This is a genomic window from Rosenbergiella sp. YN46, assembly GCF_036620675.1.
Lineage (GTDB): Bacteria > Pseudomonadota > Gammaproteobacteria > Enterobacterales > Enterobacteriaceae > Jejubacter.
In genome coordinates, this window is record NZ_JAZHEE010000010.1 from 102,822 (window position 1) to 124,925 (window position 22,104).

Annotated in this window: 11 protein-coding genes; 10 read left to right on the top strand and 1 reads right to left on the bottom strand. The window is 57.7% G+C overall.

Going from position 1 to position 22,104, the window contains the following annotated elements:
• The first annotated feature begins 19 nt into the window (after nt 1–19).
• The 7 genes from ispD (at nt 20) to rpoS (ending at nt 6,015) form a co-directional block, all read left to right on the top strand.
• Nucleotides 20–730 (top strand): 2-C-methyl-D-erythritol 4-phosphate cytidylyltransferase, encoded by a 711-nt coding sequence (gene ispD, locus V3W49_RS10330; RefSeq protein WP_500145266.1) that lies wholly within the window; start codon nt 20–22, stop codon nt 728–730.
• Nucleotides 730–1,209 (top strand): 2-C-methyl-D-erythritol 2,4-cyclodiphosphate synthase, encoded by a 480-nt coding sequence (gene ispF / locus V3W49_RS10335; protein WP_500145267.1) that lies wholly within the window; start codon nt 730–732, stop codon nt 1,207–1,209. Before ispD ends, ispF begins: the two co-directional genes overlap by 1 nt.
• A complete protein-coding gene (gene truD / locus V3W49_RS10340; protein ID WP_500145268.1) occupies nt 1,206–2,252 on the top strand; it encodes a tRNA pseudouridine(13) synthase TruD in 1,047 nt (348 codons plus the stop codon). The genes ispF and truD overlap by 4 nt, the downstream gene beginning before the upstream one ends.
• A complete protein-coding gene (gene surE / locus V3W49_RS10345) occupies nt 2,233–2,994 on the top strand; it encodes a 5'/3'-nucleotidase SurE (RefSeq protein WP_500145269.1) in 762 nt (253 codons plus the stop codon). The genes truD and surE overlap by 20 nt, the downstream gene beginning before the upstream one ends.
• Entirely contained in the window at nt 2,988–3,614 is a 627-nt protein-coding gene (locus V3W49_RS10350) for a protein-L-isoaspartate(D-aspartate) O-methyltransferase (protein WP_500145270.1), read from the top strand. The genes surE and V3W49_RS10350 overlap by 7 nt, the downstream gene beginning before the upstream one ends.
• 132 nt (nt 3,615–3,746) lie before the next feature.
• On the top strand, nt 3,747–4,961 hold the full coding sequence (gene nlpD / locus V3W49_RS10355; RefSeq protein WP_500145271.1) for a murein hydrolase activator NlpD: 1,215 nt from the start codon (nt 3,747–3,749) through the stop codon (nt 4,959–4,961).
• Between the two features lie 61 nt (nt 4,962–5,022).
• A complete protein-coding gene (rpoS, locus tag V3W49_RS10360) occupies nt 5,023–6,015 on the top strand; it encodes an RNA polymerase sigma factor RpoS (RefSeq protein WP_175340947.1) in 993 nt (330 codons plus the stop codon).
• Between the two features lie 62 nt (nt 6,016–6,077).
• Here the strand turns inward: rpoS and mutS are convergent, their stop codons facing one another.
• A complete protein-coding gene (gene mutS / locus V3W49_RS10365) occupies nt 6,078–8,636 on the bottom strand; it encodes a DNA mismatch repair protein MutS (protein WP_500145272.1) in 2,559 nt (852 codons plus the stop codon).
• A gap of 217 nt (nt 8,637–8,853) precedes the next feature.
• Here mutS and V3W49_RS10370 point away from each other — a divergent pair, with 217 nt between their 5' ends.
• From V3W49_RS10370 to V3W49_RS10380, 3 genes are all read left to right on the top strand, one after another.
• On the top strand, nt 8,854–10,137 hold the full coding sequence (locus tag V3W49_RS10370; RefSeq protein ID WP_500145273.1) for a tyrosine-type recombinase/integrase: 1,284 nt from the start codon (nt 8,854–8,856) through the stop codon (nt 10,135–10,137).
• A gap of 276 nt (nt 10,138–10,413) precedes the next feature.
• Complete coding sequence (locus tag V3W49_RS10375; RefSeq protein ID WP_500145274.1) at nt 10,414–12,075, top strand: ShlB/FhaC/HecB family hemolysin secretion/activation protein; 1,662 nt, start codon at nt 10,414–10,416, stop codon at nt 12,073–12,075.
• Between the two features lie 12 nt (nt 12,076–12,087).
• Complete coding sequence (locus V3W49_RS10380; RefSeq protein WP_500145275.1) at nt 12,088–22,104, top strand: hemagglutinin repeat-containing protein; 10,017 nt, start codon at nt 12,088–12,090, stop codon at nt 22,102–22,104.

A 22,104-nucleotide genomic window follows, 5' to 3' on the forward strand; every position in this document is an offset into this window, starting at 1 on the left:
CGATTTGGGTTTCACATAAATGGCAGGTTCCTCCGGGGATATTATCGGCGTGGTGCCGGCCGCCGGCATCGGCAGTCGTATGCAGTCGACATGCCCCAAGCAGTATCTCACCATTGGTGACAAAACAATTCTTGAGCACGCGGTCGCCGCGCTGCTGGCGCATCCCAGGGTACGCGAGGTGATTATCGTCGTAAGCCCCGAGGATCGCTGGTTTTCCGGGCTGCCGCTGGCGACTCATCCGCAGGTCAGGCAGGTTGAAGGCGGCGCCCGGCGCGCCGATTCGGTGCTGGCCGGACTGAGGGCCGCTTCCGGCGCCGAATGGGCGCTGGTGCACGATGCGGCGCGCCCCTGTCTTCATCCCGACGATTTAGCGCGTCTGCTGGCCCTGACCGAACATAGCCGGGTAGGCGGCATTCTGGCGGCGCCGGTGCGCGATACCATGAAGCGCGGCGAGCCGGGGAAGAGCGCCATCGCTCACACCGTAGAACGCGACGATCTCTGGCATGCCTTAACGCCGCAGCTCTTTCCGTTAGAACTTCTGAAGCAGTGCCTGGAGCGGGCGCTGGATGAAGGCGCGACCATTACCGATGAAGCCTCGGCCCTGGAATACTGCGGCTTTCACCCTGAGCTGGTCAGCGCTCGCGCCGATAATATTAAAGTGACGCGCCCGGAAGACCTGGCGCTGGCGGCTTTTTATCTTACCCTGTTACAGACAACGGAGAATCACTGATGCGTATCGGACACGGTTTTGACGTTCACGCGTTCGGCGGCGAAGGGCCTGTCGTTATCGGCGGCGTACGGATCCCTTATGACCAGGGGCTGCTGGCGCACTCCGACGGCGATGTGGCGCTGCATGCGCTGACCGATGCGCTGCTGGGCGCCGCGGCGCTGGGGGATATCGGCAAGCTGTTCCCGGATACCGATCCGGCCTTTAAAGGCGCCGACAGCCGCGCCCTGCTGCGCGAGGCCTGGAAAAGGGTTCAGGACAAGGGCTACCGGCTCGCTAACGTTGACGTTACTATTATTGCCCAGGCGCCGAAAATGGCGCCGCATATTCCGCAGATGCGGGTGTTCATTGCCGAAGACCTGGGCTGCCATATGGATGACGTTAACGTGAAGGCCACCACCACCGAAAAGCTGGGCTTTACCGGTCGCGGCGAAGGGATCGCCGCCGAGGCGGTGGCGTTGCTGATTAAGTCAGAGGCATGATGGACTGGAATAATCTCACCTGGCTGCACGGGCAGCCGCAGGCGACCGGGCAGCTGAAAGCCAGCCCGGAAGACTTTGTGGTGACGGAAGATCTGGGATTCGCGCCGGATGGCGACGGGGAGCACCTGCTGGTGCGCATTCTGAAAAAAGAGTGCAATACCCGTTTCGTTGCCGATATGCTGGCGAAGTATTTGAAAGTTCATGCCCGCGAGGTGAGCTTCGCCGGTCAGAAAGACCGGCATGCGGTGACGGAACAGTGGTTCTGCGTGCGGCTGCCTGGCACATCGATGCCCGATCTCAGCGGCTTTCAGCCGGAAGGTTGCCAGGTGCTGGAATATGCCCGCCATCGCCGTAAGCTGCGTACCGGCGCGCTGAAAGGCAACGCTTTTACTCTGGTGTTGCGGGAAGTGACCGGACGCGCTGAAATAGAGCAGCGCCTGAATGCCATTCTGCGCCAGGGCGTGCCAAACTATTTTGGGGCTCAGCGCTTCGGCCATGGCGGGAATAATCTGCACCAGGCCCGGCGCTGGGCTCAGAGCAATACGCCGGTGCGCGATCGCAATAAGCGAAGCTTCTGGCTTTCTGCGGCGCGCAGCGCCATGTTTAATCAGATAGTCAGCGAACGTCTGAAAAAACCGACCTTTAATCAGGTGATTGACGGCGATGCGCTACAATTGTCCGGTCGCGGCAGCTGGTTTGTGGCGAGCGAAGAAGAGCGGCCCGAGCTGCAACGGCGGGTGGATGACGGTGAACTGATGATCACCGCCGCATTGCCGGGGCGCGGCGAGTGGGGCAGTCGCCGCGAGGCGCTGGCCTTCGAACAGCAGGTGCTGGCGGGCGAAGCGGATCTACAGGGCCTGCTGGAGCGCGAAAAAGTCGACGCGGCGCGCAGGGCTATGCTGCTCTATCCCCGGGACCTGACATGGAACTGGTGGGATGATGTCACGCTGGAACTGAACTTCTGGCTGCCGGCGGGCAGTTTCGCAACCAGCGTGGTTCGGGAACTAATCAACACGGGTGACTATGCGAATATTGCTGAGTAACGATGACGGGATCCATGCACCGGGCATTCAGGTGCTGGCTAAGGCGCTGCGTGAATTCGCGCAGGTCCAGGTCGTTGCTCCTGACAGAAATCGCAGCGGCGCTTCGAACGCGCTAACGCTGGAGTCGCCGTTACGCACCTTTACTCATCCCAACGGCGATATTTCGGTACAGATGGGCACCCCCGCTGACTGCGTTTTCCTGGGCGTGAACGCCTTAATGCGCCCCGGCCCCGATGTGGTGGTTTCCGGCATTAACGCCGGGCCGAACCTGGGGGACGACGTTATCTATTCCGGCACCGTCGCGGCAGCGATGGAAGGGCGCCATCTGGGGCTCCCCGCGCTGGCGGTTTCACTGGATGGCCACCAGCATTATGAAACAGCGGCGGCGGTGACCTGCGCGATTCTGCGCGGCCTGACTCGCGAGCCGCTGCGTACCGGTCGTGTACTTAATATTAACGTTCCCGATCTACCGCTCAGCGAGCTTCGGGGGCTGCGAGTGACTCGCTGCGGCAGCCGTCATCCGGCGAATTCGGTGATTCCGCAGCAGGATCCCCGCGGTAATACCCTGTACTGGATTGGCCCACCCGGCGAGGCCTGCGATATCGGCCCCGATACCGACTTTGCCGCGGTGAAGCAGGGGTATGTCGCCATGACGCCGCTACAGGTGGATCTTACCGCTTACGGCGCGCAGGAGGTGGTTAGCGCCTGGATTTCCCGGGCAGGGGTTGAGACGCAATGGTGACAGGACGCGTTCAGACGCTGGTTGAACAACTGAGGACACAGGGCATCAGGGATGAAAAGGTGCTGGACGCTATCGCCCGGGTGCCGCGCGAAAAGTTCGTCGACGAAGCCTTTGAGCACAAAGCCTGGGACAATGTGGCATTGCCCATCGGTTCCGGGCAGACGATTTCGCAGCCTTATATGGTTGCCCGTATGACCGAATTGCTGGAGCTAACGCCAGACTCGCGGGTGCTGGAGATAGGTACAGGTTCGGGCTATCAGACCGCCATCCTGGCGCATCTGGTGCATCATGTCTGCTCGGTAGAGCGGATTAAAGGGCTGCAGTGGCAGGCGCGTCGCCGCCTTAAGCAGCTGGATTTACACAATGTTTCAACCCGTCATGGCGATGGCTGGCAGGGGTGGAAGGCACGCGCCCCGTTTGACGCCATCATTGTGACGGCTGCGCCGCCTGAAATACCGACTGCGCTAATGGCACAGCTCGATGAAGGCGGCATTCTGGTCCTGCCGGTGGGCGACGAACAGCAGTATCTGAAGCGGGTTCGTTGCCGGGCAGGCGAATATATCATCGACACTGTTGAAGCCGTGCGCTTTGTTCCCCTTGTGAGGGGGGAGCTGGCTTAAGTCCCGGAAATTTCCGGTTTAACTCTCTGGTCGTCGGGGTATGGTGGTGTGATGTCGTACCTTATCGCCGACGCCGATAGATAAGTCGCAGTGTCTGGCTGGCATTAATCAGATTTTATTCCTGGGGGAGCTATGAGCGCGGGAAGCCCTAACTTCAAATTACGTCGGATTGCGACATTATCGCTGGTGAGCCTGTGGCTGGCAGGCTGTTCCAATAACTCAACCCAGGCGCCGATCAGCTCGGTGGGGGATAATGGCGCGGGTTCCGGCGGCAGCGGCGGTATGGTGGTATCTCAGCCGCCACCGATTCAGAGTCAGCCTCAGCAGACGCAGCCGGTACAGCAGGCCCAGCCGGTACAGCAGGCCCAGCCGGTGCAGCAGGCCCAGCCGGTGCAGCAGGCTCAGCCGGTGCAGCAGGCTCAGCCGGTGCAGCAGGCCCAACCGGTACAGCAGGCCCAACCGGTACAGCAGCAGAGCCAGCCGCCGTCCCAGCCGGTGAAAATGGAAAACGGCCGTATCGTCTATAACCGTAGCTATGGGGAAATCCCGAAAGGCAGCTATTCTGGTAGCACCTACACCGTTAAGCATGGCGATACCCTGTTCTATATCGCCTGGGTGACCGGCAACGATTTCCGCGATCTGGCCCAGCGTAACAATATTCAGCCGCCTTATGCCCTGAACGTGGGCCAGACTCTGCAGGTTGGCAACGCTTCTGGCGCGTCTATTACCGGCGGTAATGCGGTGACTGAGGCTGATGCTAAAGCCCAGGGGGTGGCAACGGCATCTGCACAAAATTCAAACGCAGCAGTTGCGTCTAAACCGACAATTACGTATTCTGAAGATTCAGGTGAACAGAGTGCTAATAAGATGTTGCCAAATAACTCGCCCGCGACAGGTTCTGTAGCGGCGCCAGTCACGGCACCAACGAACAGCACGGCCGAACCGACTGCCAGCAGTACGTCTACCAGTTCGCCGATCTCATCATGGCGCTGGCCGACTGAAGGCAAGATTATCGAGAACTTCTCTGCCGCCGAAGGGGGCAATAAAGGGATCGATATCGCGGGTTCGAAGGGTCAGGCCGTCATCGCTACCGCCAGCGGGCGCGTAGTCTATGCCGGAAACGCTCTTCGTGGTTACGGTAATCTGATTATCATCAAGCATAATGATGACTACCTGAGTGCCTACGCCCATAACGATACTATGCTGGTCCGGGAACAACAGGAAGTTAAGGCGGGGCAAAAAATCGCTACCATGGGTAGCACCGGAACCAGCTCAACACGTTTGCATTTTGAGATTCGTTACAAGGGGAAATCCGTAAACCCGCTGCGTTATTTACCGCAGCGATAAGACCGGCAAAGTACGCTTGTGCCAGGTGCTTTGCCCAGGGATCACGGGTAGGAGCCACCTTATGAGTCAGAATACGCTGAAGGTTCATGATTTAAATGAAGATGCGGAATTTGATGAGAACGGAGTAGAGGCTTTCAATGAGAAAGCCTTGAGTGAAGAGGAACCCAGTGATAACGACCTGGCAGAAGAAGAGCTGTTATCGCAGGGGGCTACACAGCGTGTCCTTGATGCAACGCAGCTCTATCTCGGGGAGATAGGTTTCTCCCCGCTGTTAACAGCCGAAGAAGAAGTTTACTTCGCTCGCCGTGCTCTGCGCGGTGACGTTGCCTCCCGCCGACGCATGATCGAAAGTAACCTGCGTCTGGTGGTGAAGATTGCCCGCCGTTACAGCAATCGTGGTCTGGCTTTGCTGGATCTGATTGAGGAGGGGAATCTGGGGTTAATCCGCGCTGTGGAGAAGTTTGACCCCGAACGCGGCTTCCGCTTTTCAACCTATGCCACCTGGTGGATTCGCCAGACCATCGAACGGGCGATTATGAATCAGACCCGGACGATCCGCCTGCCGATTCACATCGTGAAAGAGTTGAATGTCTATCTGCGCACCGCGCGCGAACTCTCCCATAAGCTTGACCATGAGCCAAGCGCTGAGGAGATCGCCGAGCAGCTGGACAAACCGGTGGATGACGTCAGTCGGATGCTGCGTCTGAATGAGCGTATCACTTCGGTGGATACGCCGCTCGGCGGCGATTCGGAAAAAGCGCTGCTGGATATCCTGGCCGATGAAAAAGACAACGGCCCGGAAGACACCACCCAGGACGATGACATGAAACAGAGCATCGTTAAGTGGCTGTTTGAACTGAACGCCAAGCAGCGTGAAGTGCTGGCGCGTCGCTTCGGCCTGCTGGGCTATGAAGCGGCGACCCTAGAAGACGTGGGGCGTGAAATTGGTCTGACCCGCGAACGCGTGCGTCAGATTCAGGTTGAAGGGCTGCGCCGGTTGCGTGAGATCCTTCAGACCCAGGGGCTGAACATCGAGGCCCTGTTCCGCGAATAAATGCTTTATTCCGCATAAAAATGCCCGCCGGTGCGAAACCGGCGGGCATTTTTCTTTGTGTTTTATACCAGGCTTTTCAGGCGATAGAGCCAGTCCAGCGCCTGACGCGGCGAAAGGGTGTCGGGATCCAGCGACTCCAGCGCTTCCACGGCGGGAGAGGTCTCTTCCGCAGGCAATAGTGACATCTGGCTGCCGTCGACCTGGGTGGCCGCCGCGCTGCCGGAAATATGTTCCAGCTCGCGCAGCTTCTGACGCGCCCGTTTGATTACCTCTTTCGGTACCCCGGCCAGCGCCGCTACCGCCAGACCGTAGCTCTTGCTGGCGGCGCCTTCCTGAACGCTGTGCATAAAGGCGATGGTATCGCCGTGCTCGACCGCATCGAGGTGGACGTTGGCCACGCCTTCCATTTTTTCCGGAAGCTGCGTCAGTTCGAAGTAGTGGGTGGCGAACAGCGTCATCGCCTTAATGCGGTTAGCCAGGCTTTCGGCGCAGGCCCAGGCCAGCGACAGACCGTCGTAAGTTGAGGTGCCGCGGCCGATCTCATCCATCAGTACCAGGCTTTCGGCGGTGGCGTTATGCAGAATATTGGCGGTCTCCGTCATCTCGACCATAAAGGTGGAACGGCCGGAGGCCAGATCGTCGGCAGCGCCGACCCGGGTAAAGATCCGGTCAACCGGGCCGATTTCCGCCTCGGCCGCCGGCACGAAACTGCCGATCCAGGCCAGCAGTACAATCAGTGCGGTCTGGCGCATATAGGTGCTTTTACCGCCCATATTCGGGCCGGTGATAATCAGCATACGCCGCTGGGCTGAAAGCGCGAGCGGGTTGGCGATAAACGGCTCTTTTAGCACCTGTTCCACCACCGGATGACGACCATCCACCAGGCGGATCCCCGGTTTGTCGCTAAAGGTGGGGCAGCTATAGTTCAGGGTCACGGCGCGCTCGGCCAGGTTAACCAGCACATCGAGTTCCGCAAGCGCCGTGGCGCTCTGCTGAAGTTCCGCCAGGTGCGGCAACAGCAGATCGAACAGTTCGTCGTAAAGCTGTTTTTCCAGCGACAGGGCCTTTCCTTTCGAGGTCAGAACCTTGTCTTCGTACTCTTTCAGCTCCGGAATAATATAGCGCTCGGCGTTTTTCAGGGTCTGACGGCGCACGTAGTTCATCGGCACCATATGACTCTGACCGCGGGAAACCTGAATGTAGTAGCCGTGCACGGCGTTAAAGCCCACTTTCAGGGTATCGATGCCCAGCCGTTCGCGTTCGCGGATTTCCAGTTTTTCAAGGTAGTCGGTGGCGCCATCGGCCAGGGCGCGCCACTCGTCAAGTTCTGCGTTATAGCCAGGGGCGATCACGCCGCCGTCGCGCACCAGCACCGGCGGAGTATCAATAATGGCGCGCTCCAGCAGTTCACGCAGTTCGGTAAATTCCCCCATCTGTTCACGCAGGATCTGTACCGAATCCACCGCGACATCTGCCAGCAGCTCGCGCAATTCGGGGAGCTGCTGGAAGGCGTGGCGCATACGGGCAAGATCGCGCGGGCGGGCGGTACGCAGCGCCAGGCGCGCCAGAATACGCTCCAGATCGCCCACCTGGCGCAGCACCGGCTGAAGTTCCGCGCTGCGATCCTGGAGTACGGCGATAGCCTGCTGGCGACGCTTGAGTTTTGCAGTATCGCGAATGGGCATATGCAGCCAGCGCTTCAGCATACGGCTGCCCATGGGGGTGACCGTGAGATCCAGCACCGACGCCAGGGTATTTTCCGTTCCCCCTGCCAGGTTCTGGGTGATTTCCAGGTTGCGGCGGGTGGCGGCGTCCATCACGATACCGTCCTGCTGGCGTTCCATGGTGATGGCGCGGATATGGGGCAGGCTGGTGCGCTGGGTATCCTTCACGTACTGCAGCAGGCAGCCCGCGGCACAGAGTCCGCGCGCGGCGTTTTCCACCCCGAAGCCGGTGAGGTCCCGGGTACCGAACTGCAGGTTGAGCTGCTGGCGGGCGGTGGCGAGCTCAAACTCCCACAGCGGACGACGGCGCAGGCCGCGGCGTCCTTCAATCAGGCTCATTTCGCAGAAATCTTCGGCGTAGAGCAGCTCGGCGGGGTTGGTGCGCTGTAGCTCTGCGGCCATCGCTTCGCGGTCTTCCGGCTCAGTCAGACGGAAACGGCCGGAGCTGATATCCAGGGTCGCATAGCCAAAGCCTTTGGCATCCTGCCAGATGGCGGCCAGCAGGTTATCCTGACGTTCCTGCAGCAGCGCCTCGTCGCTGATGGTGCCCGGCGTTACGATACGTACGACCTTACGTTCCACCGGCCCTTTGGTGGTGGCCGGATCGCCGATCTGTTCGCAAATCGCCACCGATTCGCCCAGATTCACCAGCTTCGCCAGGTAGTTTTCTACCGCATGGTGGGGGACACCCGCCATCGGGATAGGTTCGCCGGCCGAGGCGCCGCGTTTGGTCAGGGAGATATCGAGCAGTTGAGAGGCGCGTTTCGCATCGTCATAGAACAGTTCGTAGAAATCCCCCATTCGGTAGAACAGCAGAATATCGCGATGCTCCGCCTTCAGGCGCAGGTACTGCTGCATCATTGGGGTGTGAGAGTCTAAGTTTTCTATTGTACTCATCGGCTTGTGATGTCCATTTCCTTAATTTTTAATTAGTTAGTGGTTTTTGTAGTTATCATTAGGTTTCACTATGTCTCATCGAATATCATGAAATCCTACATTTAAATGTAGGTTAAAGTGTAGCTTGCCAACCTGTGGCCTGGTAAAATATGGGCACATACAGTGCAACCTACATTTATGTTCATGACTGCATAAGGTGCATGATAACGGAGTCTTTATGGTAGGAAAACAAGAGGGAAAGCCACTTTCGTTTAAAGCGGTAGAAATGATGAAGCCTGGCGACAAAGATAAGGCTGATGTAGGCGAAAATCGTGGCTTACGTGTCTCCTGCGGTGCAACTGGGGTTAAGTCTTTTTTCTACCGTTACACAAGTCCTCTGACTGGCAAGCTTGCTCAGGTTAAAATTGGTAACTTTCCGCAGACTTCTCTCGCCGCTGCACGTCTCAAACTCCACGAATTAAAGCTCCTCCGACAGGAAGGTCGGTGCCCTGCGACTGAACTCAAACAAGATAAGCTCCAGCGTGCGATTGAAGTTGAACAGGCTAAGATCCCTGAATTGACCGTACAGGGATTGGTTGAACTGTATCTTACCGAACGTATTGAGGATCGTAAAACGAAGGACGGGAAGGTCATTCCCGGTGCCAGAAAGCCGAAAGGGCAGGCTGAGGTTCGTCGTACTCTCTATGGTGACGCTGTTAAAAGCTTAGGAACCCGGAATGCTGTTGATATTACGCGCCAGGATGTCATTAATTTAATCAATGGCATTGTAGCTCGAGGTGCAACCGTACAGGCAGGGAATGTACTGAGAGAGCTTTCACTCGCATATGAATTTGCAATTGGACTTGGGCGCTTTGATGACAGTTTTGCGAATCCAGCGCTGTTAGCGAAATCTAGCTTACGACAGACCAGAATCAAGCTCACAAACGGACGTGGAACACGAGTACTGAGCGAGGACGAGCTTGCAAAATTCCTTAAATGGCTTCCGGGTTCGGCTTACACGCCAACGATTAAAAACGTGTTACGTCTGACTCTCTGGACCGGGTGTCGTACCGGTGAAGTCTGCAATATGGCATGGAAGGATGTTGATCTTGAAAAAGGCACCATTCATCTTAGAGAAACCAAAACAGGCATTAAGCGCTATGTGCAATTGTCCACTCAAGCCATCAACTTTTTGAAGATTCTGCGGCTTAATTCTGATACCTATCTTTTCCCTTCTTCTCGTACAAAATTACCTATACAGCAGAAATATCTTACCGAGAATGCCTGGCGTATGCGTGAGCAGGGGCAAATGCTGGATATACCGAGTTGGACGCCTCATGATCTAAGACGGACGGTACGGACAGGGTTATCACGATTACAATGTCCTAATGAAGTCGCTGAGGCTGTTCTTGGGCATACCAAAGGCGGAGTAGAAGGTATTTATAATCTATATAAATATGACGCTGAGTGTAAAAAATGGTTGCAGATATGGGCCGATTATTTAGACGCGCTTCTGGATTGACTGATCCGTACAGTCAGTCGGGACGAAGACTAATCCGTTTCCATAGCGGTGTGAATACTATTTGAAGTGGTTTTGAATCATTATTTTGAAAAACATGATTATTCGATGTTTATTTTTCATTATCAGTCCGTTATCTGACCTGTAATCTCATGGGAGTGGACTGTTTTCCGTATCTGAGGCTCGTGCGGCGTTCACAAATGCAACAAAATGTGTTGAAATGGTTCATTTCGTGGAAAAAGTACACAGCATAATAACGATAAAATAACAGGATTAGGGATGAAGCCTCTGTACCCGGCAGTGCTGTTGTTGGCCCTCAGCCAGTCAGTATCCGCCGCCTTTATGTCACCCGCCGACAGAGACAGCATTGAACAGCAACAACAGCAGTTACTGCGCCAGAGCCAGCAGCAGCGAGATGCGCTGGAGCAGGTGACGCCCCTTCCCAAAACCGCCATACCGAATAAACCCGAAGCCCTCAAAGGCCCCTGTTTTACCATCAATAACATCTCTCTTGATGGAGCCACGCTGATAAATGCGCGCCAGCAACAAAAACTGCTCTCGCCGTGGCGCGGTCAGTGCCTGGATATGGCACGTATTAACCAGCTTACCAACGCCGTTTCCGACTGGTATATCAGCCGGGGCTATATCACCAGCCGCGCTTTTCTGACCGAACAGGATTTACGCTCCGGTGAGTTGCACCTCGCAATACTCGAAGGGCGACTCGAAAAAATCAGGATGGATGGTGCGCCCGAACGCGAACTGAAAATGACCTTTCCGGGGCTGGAAGGGCGGGTGTTAAACTTGCGCGATATTGAGCAGGGCATGGAGCAAATTAACCGCACGCGCACCACGCCGGTACAGATTGAAATATTACCGGGTAGCAAACAGGGCTGGTCGATTGTTCATCTGACGGCGACACCTGAATTTCCGCTTTCTGCCTCCGTCAGTTTCGACAACAGCGGGCAAAAAAGTACCGGCGTCGGGCAGATTAATGCTGGTCTGACAGGGAATAACCTGCTGGGTCTGGCAGATAGCTGGTTCGTCAGCGGCGGGCGCAGCAGCGCATTTTCAAATTTGAAGGATGCACAGAACTTTGCCGCCGGTGTCAGTATCCCCTACGGCTACAGCCTGCTGGACTACAGCTATAGCTGGAACAACTACCTCAGTACTATCGACAACAACGGCTACCTCTGGCGTTCCAGCGGTGACACCGAAACCCACCGCGTCAATCTCTCGCACGTGTTGTTCCGCAACGGTGATATCAAAACCGGTGTGTCTGTCGGCCTGAGCCACCGCAGCAACCGCAATTATCTCGATGATGTCCTGTTACAGAGCAGCAGCCGCAAGCTCACCAGCCTGCTATTTGGCCTGAACCACACCCAGAAAATGTTCGGTGGCGTGGCGACGTTTAACCCGACCTTCAGCCACGGCATGCCGTGGCTCGGTGCCGAAAGTGACGGCAATAAAAACGGTGACCTGCCAAAAGCCGAATTCCGCAAATGGAGCCTCAACGCCAGCTTCCAGCGCCCCGTTGCAGAAAACCTGTGGTGGCTCGCCAGTGTCTACGGGCAGTGGACGCCAGACCGCCTGTACGGCAGCGAACGGATGACCCTCGGCGGCGAAAGCTCGGTGCGCGGCTTTAAAGAGCAGAGCATTTCCGGTGACAACGGTGCCTACTGGCGAAATGAACTCAACTGGGTCCTATTCACGCTGCCGGTTATCGGCCAGGTGAGCGCGCTGGCGGCTCTCGACGGCGGCTGGCTGCATTCCGACAGGCTCGATCCTTACTCGGCGGGCACGCTCTGGGGCACCGCCGCCGGGCTGAGTACCGCCAGTGGACATGTGTCCACCTCGTTTACCGTCGGATTACCTCTGGTTTACCCGGACTGGCTCGGTCCGGATCACGTCAGCATTTACTACCGCGTTGCCGTCGCGTTTTAAAGGATTATTACCATGCACCAGCCTCCCGTTCGCTTAACGTATCGTCTGCTCAGCTATCTGGTGAGCGCCCTGCTGGCAGGCCAGCCATTGCTGCCTGCGGTTGCGGCGGTGATTACCCCGCAGAACGGGGCAAAAATGGACAAAGCGGCGAACGGCGTGCCGGTGGTGAACATCAATACGCCGAACGGGGCGGGAATTTCGCACAACCAGTTTAAGGATTACAACGTTGGCAAAGAGGGACTTATCCTCAACAACGCCACGGGCAAACTGAACCCGACGCAGCTCGGCGGGCTGATTAACGGCAACGCCAACCTGAAAGCAGGCAGGGAAGCGAAAGGCATCGTCAACGAAGTGACCGGCGGCAACCGTTCACAGCTCAACGGTTACACTGAAGTGGCGGGCAAGGCGGCGAACGTGATGGTGGCGAACCCGTACGGCATCACCTGTAACGGCTGCGGGTTTATCAACACCCCGCAGGCCACCCTGACCACCGGTAAGCCGGTTTTTGATGCCAGCGGTAATTTACAGGCGCTGGATGTGAAAGGTGGCAGTATCACCATCGAAGGAAAAGGGATAGATGCCAGCGGCAGCGATGCGCTGTCCATCATCTCGCGCGCCACCGAAGTGAATGCCGCCATCCACGCGAAGGATTTAAAGGTCATTGCTGGCGCGAATCGCGTTAACGCGGACGGCAGCGTACAGGCGCAGCAGGGGGAAGGCACTGCACCAACCGTAGCGGTTGATACCGGCGCGCTGGGCGGGATGTACGCTAACCGTATTCATCTGGTGTCCAGCGAGAAAGGCGTCGGGGTGAACCTCGGCGACCTCAATGCCCGCCAGGGGGATATCACCCTCGATGCCAGTGGCAAGCTCACCGTGCATAACAGCCTTGCCAGCGGTGCTATCACGGCCAAAGGCCAGAACATTGCTTTCACCGGCGACCATAAAGCCGGCGGTAATATCAGCCTGAACAGCCAGAGCGATATCGCGCTCAGCAACGGCTCACTGAACAGCGACGGCGACCTGGTGCTCAATGCCAGCGGCACGATTTCCCACGCGAATGAAAAGCTGACTGCCGGGGGCGATGCGACGCTTGCCGCGAAACATATCCGCCAGGATGCGGCGAGCCAGATTAACGCCGCGCGGAATATCGCGGCTAAAGCCAGTGACTCACTCACCACGCAAGGCCAGAATACCGCCGGACAAAACCTGACGGTAAGCGCCACCACCCTGACCCAGGACGGCAGGCTGCTGGCAAAAGGCAGCACACAACTCAATGCCGGTACGCTGACGAACAGCGGTTCTGTTCAGGGTAACCAGCTCGCCATCAACAGCACTTCCCTCAACAACAGTGGTTCGCTGCTGAGTGGCGGCAACCTGACCGTCAATACCAATGATTTAACCCAGAGCGGCAGCACCGGCGCGAAAGGTAAAACGGATATCACCGCCAGCGGGAAGCTGACGAATACCGGCTCGCTGGCGAGCGACGATACGCTGACGCTGAAAGCGCAAAACGTGACGCAGAACGGCACGCTCTCCGGCGGCAAAGGGCTGACGGTTAGTGCGCAGACCCTGACCTCCGGTAAAAACAGCGTTACCCACAGTGACGGCACGGTGGCGCTGAATACCACCACCGCCACGCTCGACGGGGAAACCAGCGCGGGTGGCGATATCCGCCTGCAAAGCGACACGCTCAGCACCGCCGCCACGGCGCAGGTGTTGAGCAGTAACAGCCTCATGATCGACACACACGTTGCCACGCTTACCGGCACCCAGGCGGCACAGAAGGCAATAACGATTAATGCCCGTGAAAAGCTGACCCACAGTGGCAAAAGCAGTGCGGAGACGGTCACGCTGGCCGCACCGGAACTGAATAACAGCGGCAGCGTGGTGGCTTCAGCGCTCACCACCAGCTCACAGACGCTGACCAACAGCGGTCAGTTGCAGGGCAATGCACTGCTGGCGCTGCACACCGACAGGCTGAACAATTTACAGGATGGCACACTTTACAGCACAGGTGCACTGACGCTGGATATCCCGGATATCACCAGCCAGGGCGTGATAGCCAGCGATGCCACCATCGCGCTTCACGGGCAGCGTTTCAGCAACAGCGGCCAGTTACTTGGCAGCGCACTCTCACTTGATGTGAATACGCTGAATAACAGCGGCGTGCTGCAAAGTGACTCCCTGCTGACCCTGAACAGCGACACATTCAGCAATGCCCCGGAAGGGACGGTATACAGCGCGGGTGCGATGACACTGCACGGTGCTGATATCCACAACCAGGGGCAGATAGTCAGTGACGCCGCGCTTACCCTTCAGGGGCAGCGTACGGATAACAGTGGAAAGGTTATCGGCAACAGCCTGGCCCTTAACAGCAGTACGCTGACTAACGACGGCCTGTTGCAGGGGACGGATACCCTGGTGCTTGCCGGGGACACACTTTCGCAGGGCGCTGACGGTCGCTGGCTGACGGCGGGTGACCTTGATATTACCGCTCAGCAGCTCACTACCGCCGGGACCACCCAGGGGCAGGACCTCAGCGTCAACGGTGCAGACTGGAGTAATACGGGCTCACTCCTCGCGACGGGCAACCTGAACAGCACCCTGACAAACTCGCTGCTCAATAGCGGCGACCTGATGAGTCAGGGCAATTTCACTCTCAGCGCCCCGACACTCACCAACAACGGCAACCTGCTTTCCTCTGGCGGGATGAGCCTGACCGGCAGGACGCTCAGCAACAGCGGCACGCTTCAGGGCAGCACGCTCAGTCTTACCCAGGACAGCATCGGTAACCAGGGCACCGTTACCGGCCTGAACGGCCTGACGCTGAACAGCGCAGACGCACTGAACAACAGCGGCGACCTGCTGAGCCAGCAGGCGCTGACTGTCACCGCAGGCGACATCACCAACAGCGGCAGATTACAGGGCCAGAACATCACCGTAGACGGCAGTAGCCTGACCAACAGCGGTGCGATTCAGAGTGCGCTGGATTTAGCGCTGACCCTGAGCGGCGACGTGACAGCCATCACCGGCAGCAAAATCACCGCCCTGGGCGACGCCCGCCTGACCGGCAAAGCGCTGAGCAACCAAGGATTAATCAGTGCCAAAACGCTAGCGGTGAAAGGGGATTCACTGACCAACAGCGGCGAAATCAGCGGCGTGAACGGCCTGGGCGTGACGCTCAGCGGTAACCTGCAACAGCAGGGCAAAATGCTGACCGGCGGGCTGCTTAACGTCAAAGCTCAGGACATCAGCAACAGCGGACAACTCCAGGGCGCGGATACGCGAATTAACGCCCGCTCGCTCAGCAACAGCGGACGCGTGCAGGGTGACAGCGGCCTGACGCTCACCCTGCTGAATGCCCTGACCAACCAGAGCAGCGGCATTATTCTCAGCCAGAATGCACTCAGCATCACGGCACCATCATTCACCAACGATGGCACCATTCAGGGCAACGGCAAAACCACGCTTAACGCCACCGCACAGACGCGTAATAACGGCAAAATCCTCTCCGGCGATGACCTGAGCTTCACCACGCCGGACTACAGCGGCAGCGGCTGGTTGCAGGCCACGAACCTGGTGCTGAACGTGGCGAAGCTTGCCAGCAACGGCACGGTGATGGCGACGAACCAGGCGACGCTCACCGGTAACAGTCTGACCAACGGCGGCACCGTCCAGGCCGCACAACTGAACGTCAACACGCAGACCGTCACCAGCAGCGGCACGCTGCTCGGCAACCAGAGCCTGAAGATTAAAGGCGAGTCGCTCAATAATACCAACGGTAAGGTCTTCAGCGGCGGCGATATGGTTGCTGAACTGGCCACGCTCAGTGGCGCAGGCCAGTTAGTTGCACTCGGCAACCTGACGCTGAAACTGGTCAACAGCCTGACCACCCAGGGCGTTATCGCCGCGAACAAGCAGCTCTCTGTCAGCAGCCAGGGCGACATCACCAACGGTACCACATTGCAGGGCAACGGCATCACGCTGAATGCCACCGGCACACTCATCAACAACGGGCAACTGACCGCCGGAACGGGTACCACATCGCTGAACGGTAGCCAGATTGCCATGAATGCCAGCGGCAGTTTGCAGGCAGGCGGCGACGTCAGCCTGACCAGCCGGGGCAATATCACCCTCGAAGGCTTTACCGGCACGGCGGGTAGCCTGGCACTGACGGCAGCGAGGTCAATCATCAACACCGCCCTGCTGTATGCGGGGAATAATCTGTCGCTGTTTGCCAGCAGCATTCAGAACCTGCGCGGCGATATGCTGGCGGGCAATAACCTGGTGATGCAGAAAGACACCAGCGGGGCGGCGAATACTGAGGTGATTAATCGTTCCGGCAGTATTGAGACAGTCAATGGCAACATCAGCATCAACACCGCAAACCTTCTGAATACCCGTGACGGTCTGAAGGTGGACACCTCATACCAGGAGTTTATGCCGTCTGACCAGTCATGGTTGCATGTTTCCTATGTGTCTCTCGGTGAAGATAACCTTGGGGTGGCATCGGATACCCTGTGTACCGGAGGCGTGAATACCCACTGTACGACTTCTCACTGGCTGGTACCGGCTTTCACCTACGATGAAAAAACGGTGCTGGTGAATCAGAAAGAAACGACCGTCACCGCGAACGGTGGGGCAGGTCGTATTGCTTCCGGCAACAATCTGACGGTGAACGCCGGTACACTGACCAATGAATCCAGCTACCTGCTGGCAAACGGTGATATCACCCTGCACGGAGGCACCCTGAATAATGCTTCTGCTGAAGCCGGCAAGTGGTCGACCTGGGAGAAATTTACCTGGAGTTGTGAACCATATTGCACCACCGATTACGATCCGTTCCCCAGAGGGCAGACCGTGGAAGGGTGGCTGAAAGCCAAGAAGGAGAATGCGGATAAGGGGATCGCCTATGATTTTGCAGATATCTGGACTGATTACGCGGCAGATAACCAGCAATACCGGGCGGTGATCCAGGCGGGTGGCAACGTCAACGCAACATTCACCAACGACATCAGCAATACCAACAGCACCGCCCACGCGGGCAAAATCAGCAACACCATCACAAAACCTGACCTGAATACGCCTTCGGCGCAGAACATCGGTGGCGGTGCGGGCCCGCAGGCGCTGACGGATGCTGGAACTCAGGCGATTACTGGCCCGGACTGGCAGGACACCACTGCCAGCCAGACTATCGGCGGCGGCACGGGGCTGGTGCCAGGTGGTATCGACAGCAACTACCCGCTCCCCTCCGGCAACAATGGTTACTTTGTGCCGTCGACCGATCCGGACAGCCCGTATCTGATCACCGTTAACCCTAAACTCGACGGCCTCGGTCAGCTCGACCCGTCGCTGTTTGGCGATTTGTATAAGCTGCTCGGTATGAACCCGGGCGCGGCCCCGCGCGAGACGGGCAGCCAGTACACTGATGTAAACCAGTTCCTTGGCTCGTCGTACATGCTTGACCGGCTCCATCTGAACCCGGACAAGGACTACCGCTTCCTTGGCGATGCGGCCTTTGATACGCGCTATGTCAGCAACACTGTGCTGAACCAGACCGGGACGCGCTATATCAACGGACTCGGCTCTGACCTCGACCAGATGCGCTACCTGATGGACAGTGCGGCAGATGCACAGACCTCGCTCGGCCTGAAGTTTGGCGTGGCGTTGACGGCTGACCAGGTGGCGGCGCTCGACCACAGCATTCTGTGGTATGAAAGTGCCACCATCAACGGACAGACCGTGATGGTGCCGAAAGTGTATCTGTCGCCAAAAGACGTGACGGTACAGAGCGGCAGCGTAATCAGCGGCAACAACGTGCAACTGGCGGGCAGCAACGTCACCAACAGCGGCAGTTCGCTGCTGGCGCAGAACGGGCTTACCATCGACAGCAGCAACAGCCTCAGCAACCTTAACGCCGGGCTTATCAGCGCCGGTGGCGGGCTGAACCTGAGCGCGCTGGGCGATATCAACAATATTAGCTCGTCCATCAGCGGTAAAACCGTGCAACTGGAAAGCACGGGCGGCAGCATCAACAACATCACGCAGGCACAGCAGTGGAGTGTGGGCGACGACAGCCGTCGCGGAAACGTCCACGTCAGCGGCACCGACGTCGGCCAGACCGCCTCCATCAGCGCCAGCGACGGCCTGTACATGGATGCGGCGAACGACATCAACATCACCGGCGCGAAGGTGGCCGCAGGCGGCGACCTCGCGATGGGGGCAGGTAACAACATCAATATCGCCGCCAATCAGATTACCAACAGCAGCAGCCAGTCCGGCTTCTGGCGTCAGAAAGACACATCATCGTCGTCCACCTCGAACCAGGGCAGCAGCATCATGGCGGGCGGTAACGCGCTGATGCAGGCAGGCCACGACCTGAATGTGACGGCCAGCCACCTCGATGCAGGCAAAACCGCGCAACTGGTAGCAGGTAATGACCTCAAACTTAACTCGGCAGGCAACGGGCAGAACAGCCGCACGGGCGGCAGCGAAAGCCATCAGAGCAGTGCGGACAGAACCACGCTTTCAGCGGGCGATAACGTGACGCTGGTCGCCGGGCGGGACGTTACCAGCCAGGCGGCGGGTATCGCGGCTGAGAAAAATGTCGGTATTCAGGCCGGACGTGACGTGAATCTGCTGGCGGAAGAAACCGTGACCGGCAGTAGCTCGCATAGCAAGAAGAAAACCGTTATCGACGAGTCCGTGCGCCAGCAGGGCTCCGAAATCGCAAGTTCTGGCAACACCACGATTATCGCCGGACGTGATGTGAACAGCGAAGCCGCACATGTGACCGCCAGCGGCGATATCGGCGTGGCGGCAGGCCGTGACGTGAACCTGACCACCGCGACGGAAAGTGAGTACCACTACAAAGAGCAGACGAAGACCAAAAAAGGGTTCCTCAGCAAGAAAACAACTCACACCATCGAGGAAGACAGTGCGACGCGTGAAGCAGGCACGCTGCTTTCCGGTGATAACGTCACCGTGCAGGCAGGCAACAACCTGCTGGTGAAAGGCTCCTCCGTGGTGGGCGACAACACCGTGGCGCTGGGGGCGGGCAACAACATCGATATCGTGGCGGCCACCAACACCGATTCTTCGTGGCGCTTTAAAGAAGAGAAGAAGAGCGGCCTGATGGGCAGCGGCGGTATCGGCTTCACCATCGGCAGCAGCAAGACCACCCACGACCTGCGCGAGGCAGGCACCACACAAAGCCAGAGCTTCAGCACCGTCGGCTCGACGGGCGGTAACGTGGTGATTGCGGCCGGAAACCAGGCGCACATTGGTGGCGCAGACCTGATTGCCGGGAAGGACATGAGCCTCAGCGGCAGCAGCGTCATCATCGACCCCGGCCACGACAAACGCACCCGCGATGAAACCTTCGAGCAGAAGAAAAGTGGGCTGACGTTGGCGCTGTCGGGCACCGTTGGCAGCGCGATTAATAACGCCGTCACCGCAGCGCAGGACACTAAAGAGGAGAGTGACGGTCGCCTCAAAGCCCTTCAGGCCACTAAAACGGTCCTCTCCGGCGTGCAGGCCGGGCAGGCGGCTGAGGCAGCTAACCTGACAGCCGACCCGAATGCGATGGGGGTTGCCCTCTCGCTGACCACGCAGAAATCGAAATCGCAGCAACATGCAGAGAGCGATGCGGTGGCGGGCAGTACGCTGAACGCGGGCAATAACCTCTCCATCACCGCGAACGGAAAAGGCAAAGGCCCGAACAGCGGCGATATCGTGATTGCCGGAAGCCAGATTAAAGCGGGTGGCGACACGCTGCTGGATGCGAAGCACGACGTCATTCTCAGTGGCGCGGCCAACACTCAGCAGACCACGGGTAAAAACAGCAGCAGCGGCGGTGGTGTCGGGGTGAGCATTGGTGCGGGTGGCGGCAGCGCAGGTATCAGCGTGTTTGCCAACGTCAACGCGGCAAAAGGCAAGGACAAAGGCAACGGCACCGACTGGACTGAAACCACGATAGACAGCGGCAAAACCGTGACCATTAAGAGCGGGAACGACACCGTGCTCAACGGGGCGCAGGTCAACGGCAACAAAATTATCGCCGACGTGGGCCACGACCTGCTGATGCGCAGCCAGCAGGACAGCAACAGCTACGACAGCAAACAAACCAGCGTGGCGGCAGGTGGCAGCTTCACCTTCGGCAGCATGACGGGCTCCGGCTACATCTCTGCCAGCCAGGATAAGATGAAGAGCCGCTTTGACTTGGTAGCCGAACAGACCGGGCTGTATGCGGGCAATGGCGGCTTCGATATCACCGTCGGCAACCACACTCAGCTTGATGGTGCGGTTATCGCTTCCACGGCGACGGCAGATAAAAACAGCCTCGATACCGGGACGCTGGGCTTCAGCGACCTGCACAACGAGGCTGATTTTAAAACCTCACACTCCGGCATCAGCCTGAGTGGTGGCGGCAGCTTCGGGGATAATTTCCAGGGCAACATGCCGGGCGGGATGATTTCTGCTGCGGGCAACAGCGGTCATGCTGAAGGCACCACCCAGGCCGCTATCGCGAACGGTACTCTCACCATCCGCGACAAGGAGAACCAGAAGCAGGACGTGGCGAACCTGAGCCGCGATACCGAACATGCCAACGACAGCATCAGCCCAATCTTCGACAAGAAGAAAGAGCAGAACCGTCTGAAGGAAGTGGGCCTTATCAGCGACATTGGTAGCCAGGCGGCAGATATTGCCCGGACGCAGGGTGAAATTAATGCGCTGAATGAAGCGAAGAAAACCTACGGCGACCTGCCAGCCAACGCAACGGAAGAACAGCGGCAGGCTTATCTGGCTAAACTGCGTAACTCGCAGGCCTACAAGGACGAAATGCAGAAGTACGGTACCGGCAGCGATATGCAGCGCGGTATCCAGGCGGCGACGGCTGCATTGCAGGGCCTGGCGGGCGGCAATATGGCAGGCGCGCTGGCCGGGGCTTCGGCACCGGAGCTGGCGAATATCATCGGTCACCACGCGGGGATTGATGACAATACAGCGGCAAAAGCCATTGCTCATGCTATTCTCGGTGGTGTGACAGCAGCCCTTCAGGGCAACAGTGCGGCAGCAGGCGCAATCGGCGCAGGAACTGGCGAAGTGATCGCGGTAGCCATCGCGAAAAGCCTCTACCCGGACGTAGAGCCGTCGAAACTGACAGAAGATCAGAAGCAAACCGTAAGCACGTTGGCAACGCTGTCAGCGGGTATGGCTGGCGGCATTGCCAGTGGCGATGTGGCTGGCGCGGCTGCCGGGGCCAGTGGCGGGAAGAACGTTGCGGAGAATAATGCGCTGAGTCCGGGAGATTTTGGAAAAGGGATGGCTGATTACGGTCAGTCTCAGGCATCGCTGGGTACAGCAATGATGAAAGGAGGAGCATCTCCTGATGAAATAGCTGCTGCCCTGGTTAAAAATGCTCAAGGAAGTATGCCGGAAGGACAGGATGCAGTTAAAGGGCTGCTCTCAGCCTGGGGTAATTTTTTCGGTGTTCCACTTGATATAGTGTTGTCAAATGAACAGATGACACCTCAAAAGGCTGCTGAAATACTTTCGAGTGGTATTCCAACCAGCGAAGCCAAATTAATGCAGTATGTTGCAGCCAAGGCGTTCTTTAGTGTTGCAAAAAGCTCTGATCTTGGTTTATCAGCTTCTAACCAAAAGTATGTCGATATTTTGTCGGCTGAAGCTAAACAACATATTTTATATGGTAATAGTCCTACACAGGGAGGTCATCTTTATCCTGGTAATCCGGGAAAAACAGTCTTCCCGAAAAATTGGTCGGCAGATAAAGTTGTGCATGAAGTTGGTGATATCGCGACCTCTCCAGATACACAGTGGTACGCACAAACAGGGACAGGTGGTGCTTATACTAATGCAGGAAAACCAGCTAGATGGGTAGCATGGGCAGAGAGAGATGGGGTAAGAGTCCGTGTTGTTTATGAGCCTGCAAATGGGAAGATCATCACGGCGTTCCCGGATGCAAGTCCGACCCCACCAGTACTTAAGCCAGTAAAAAAGTGA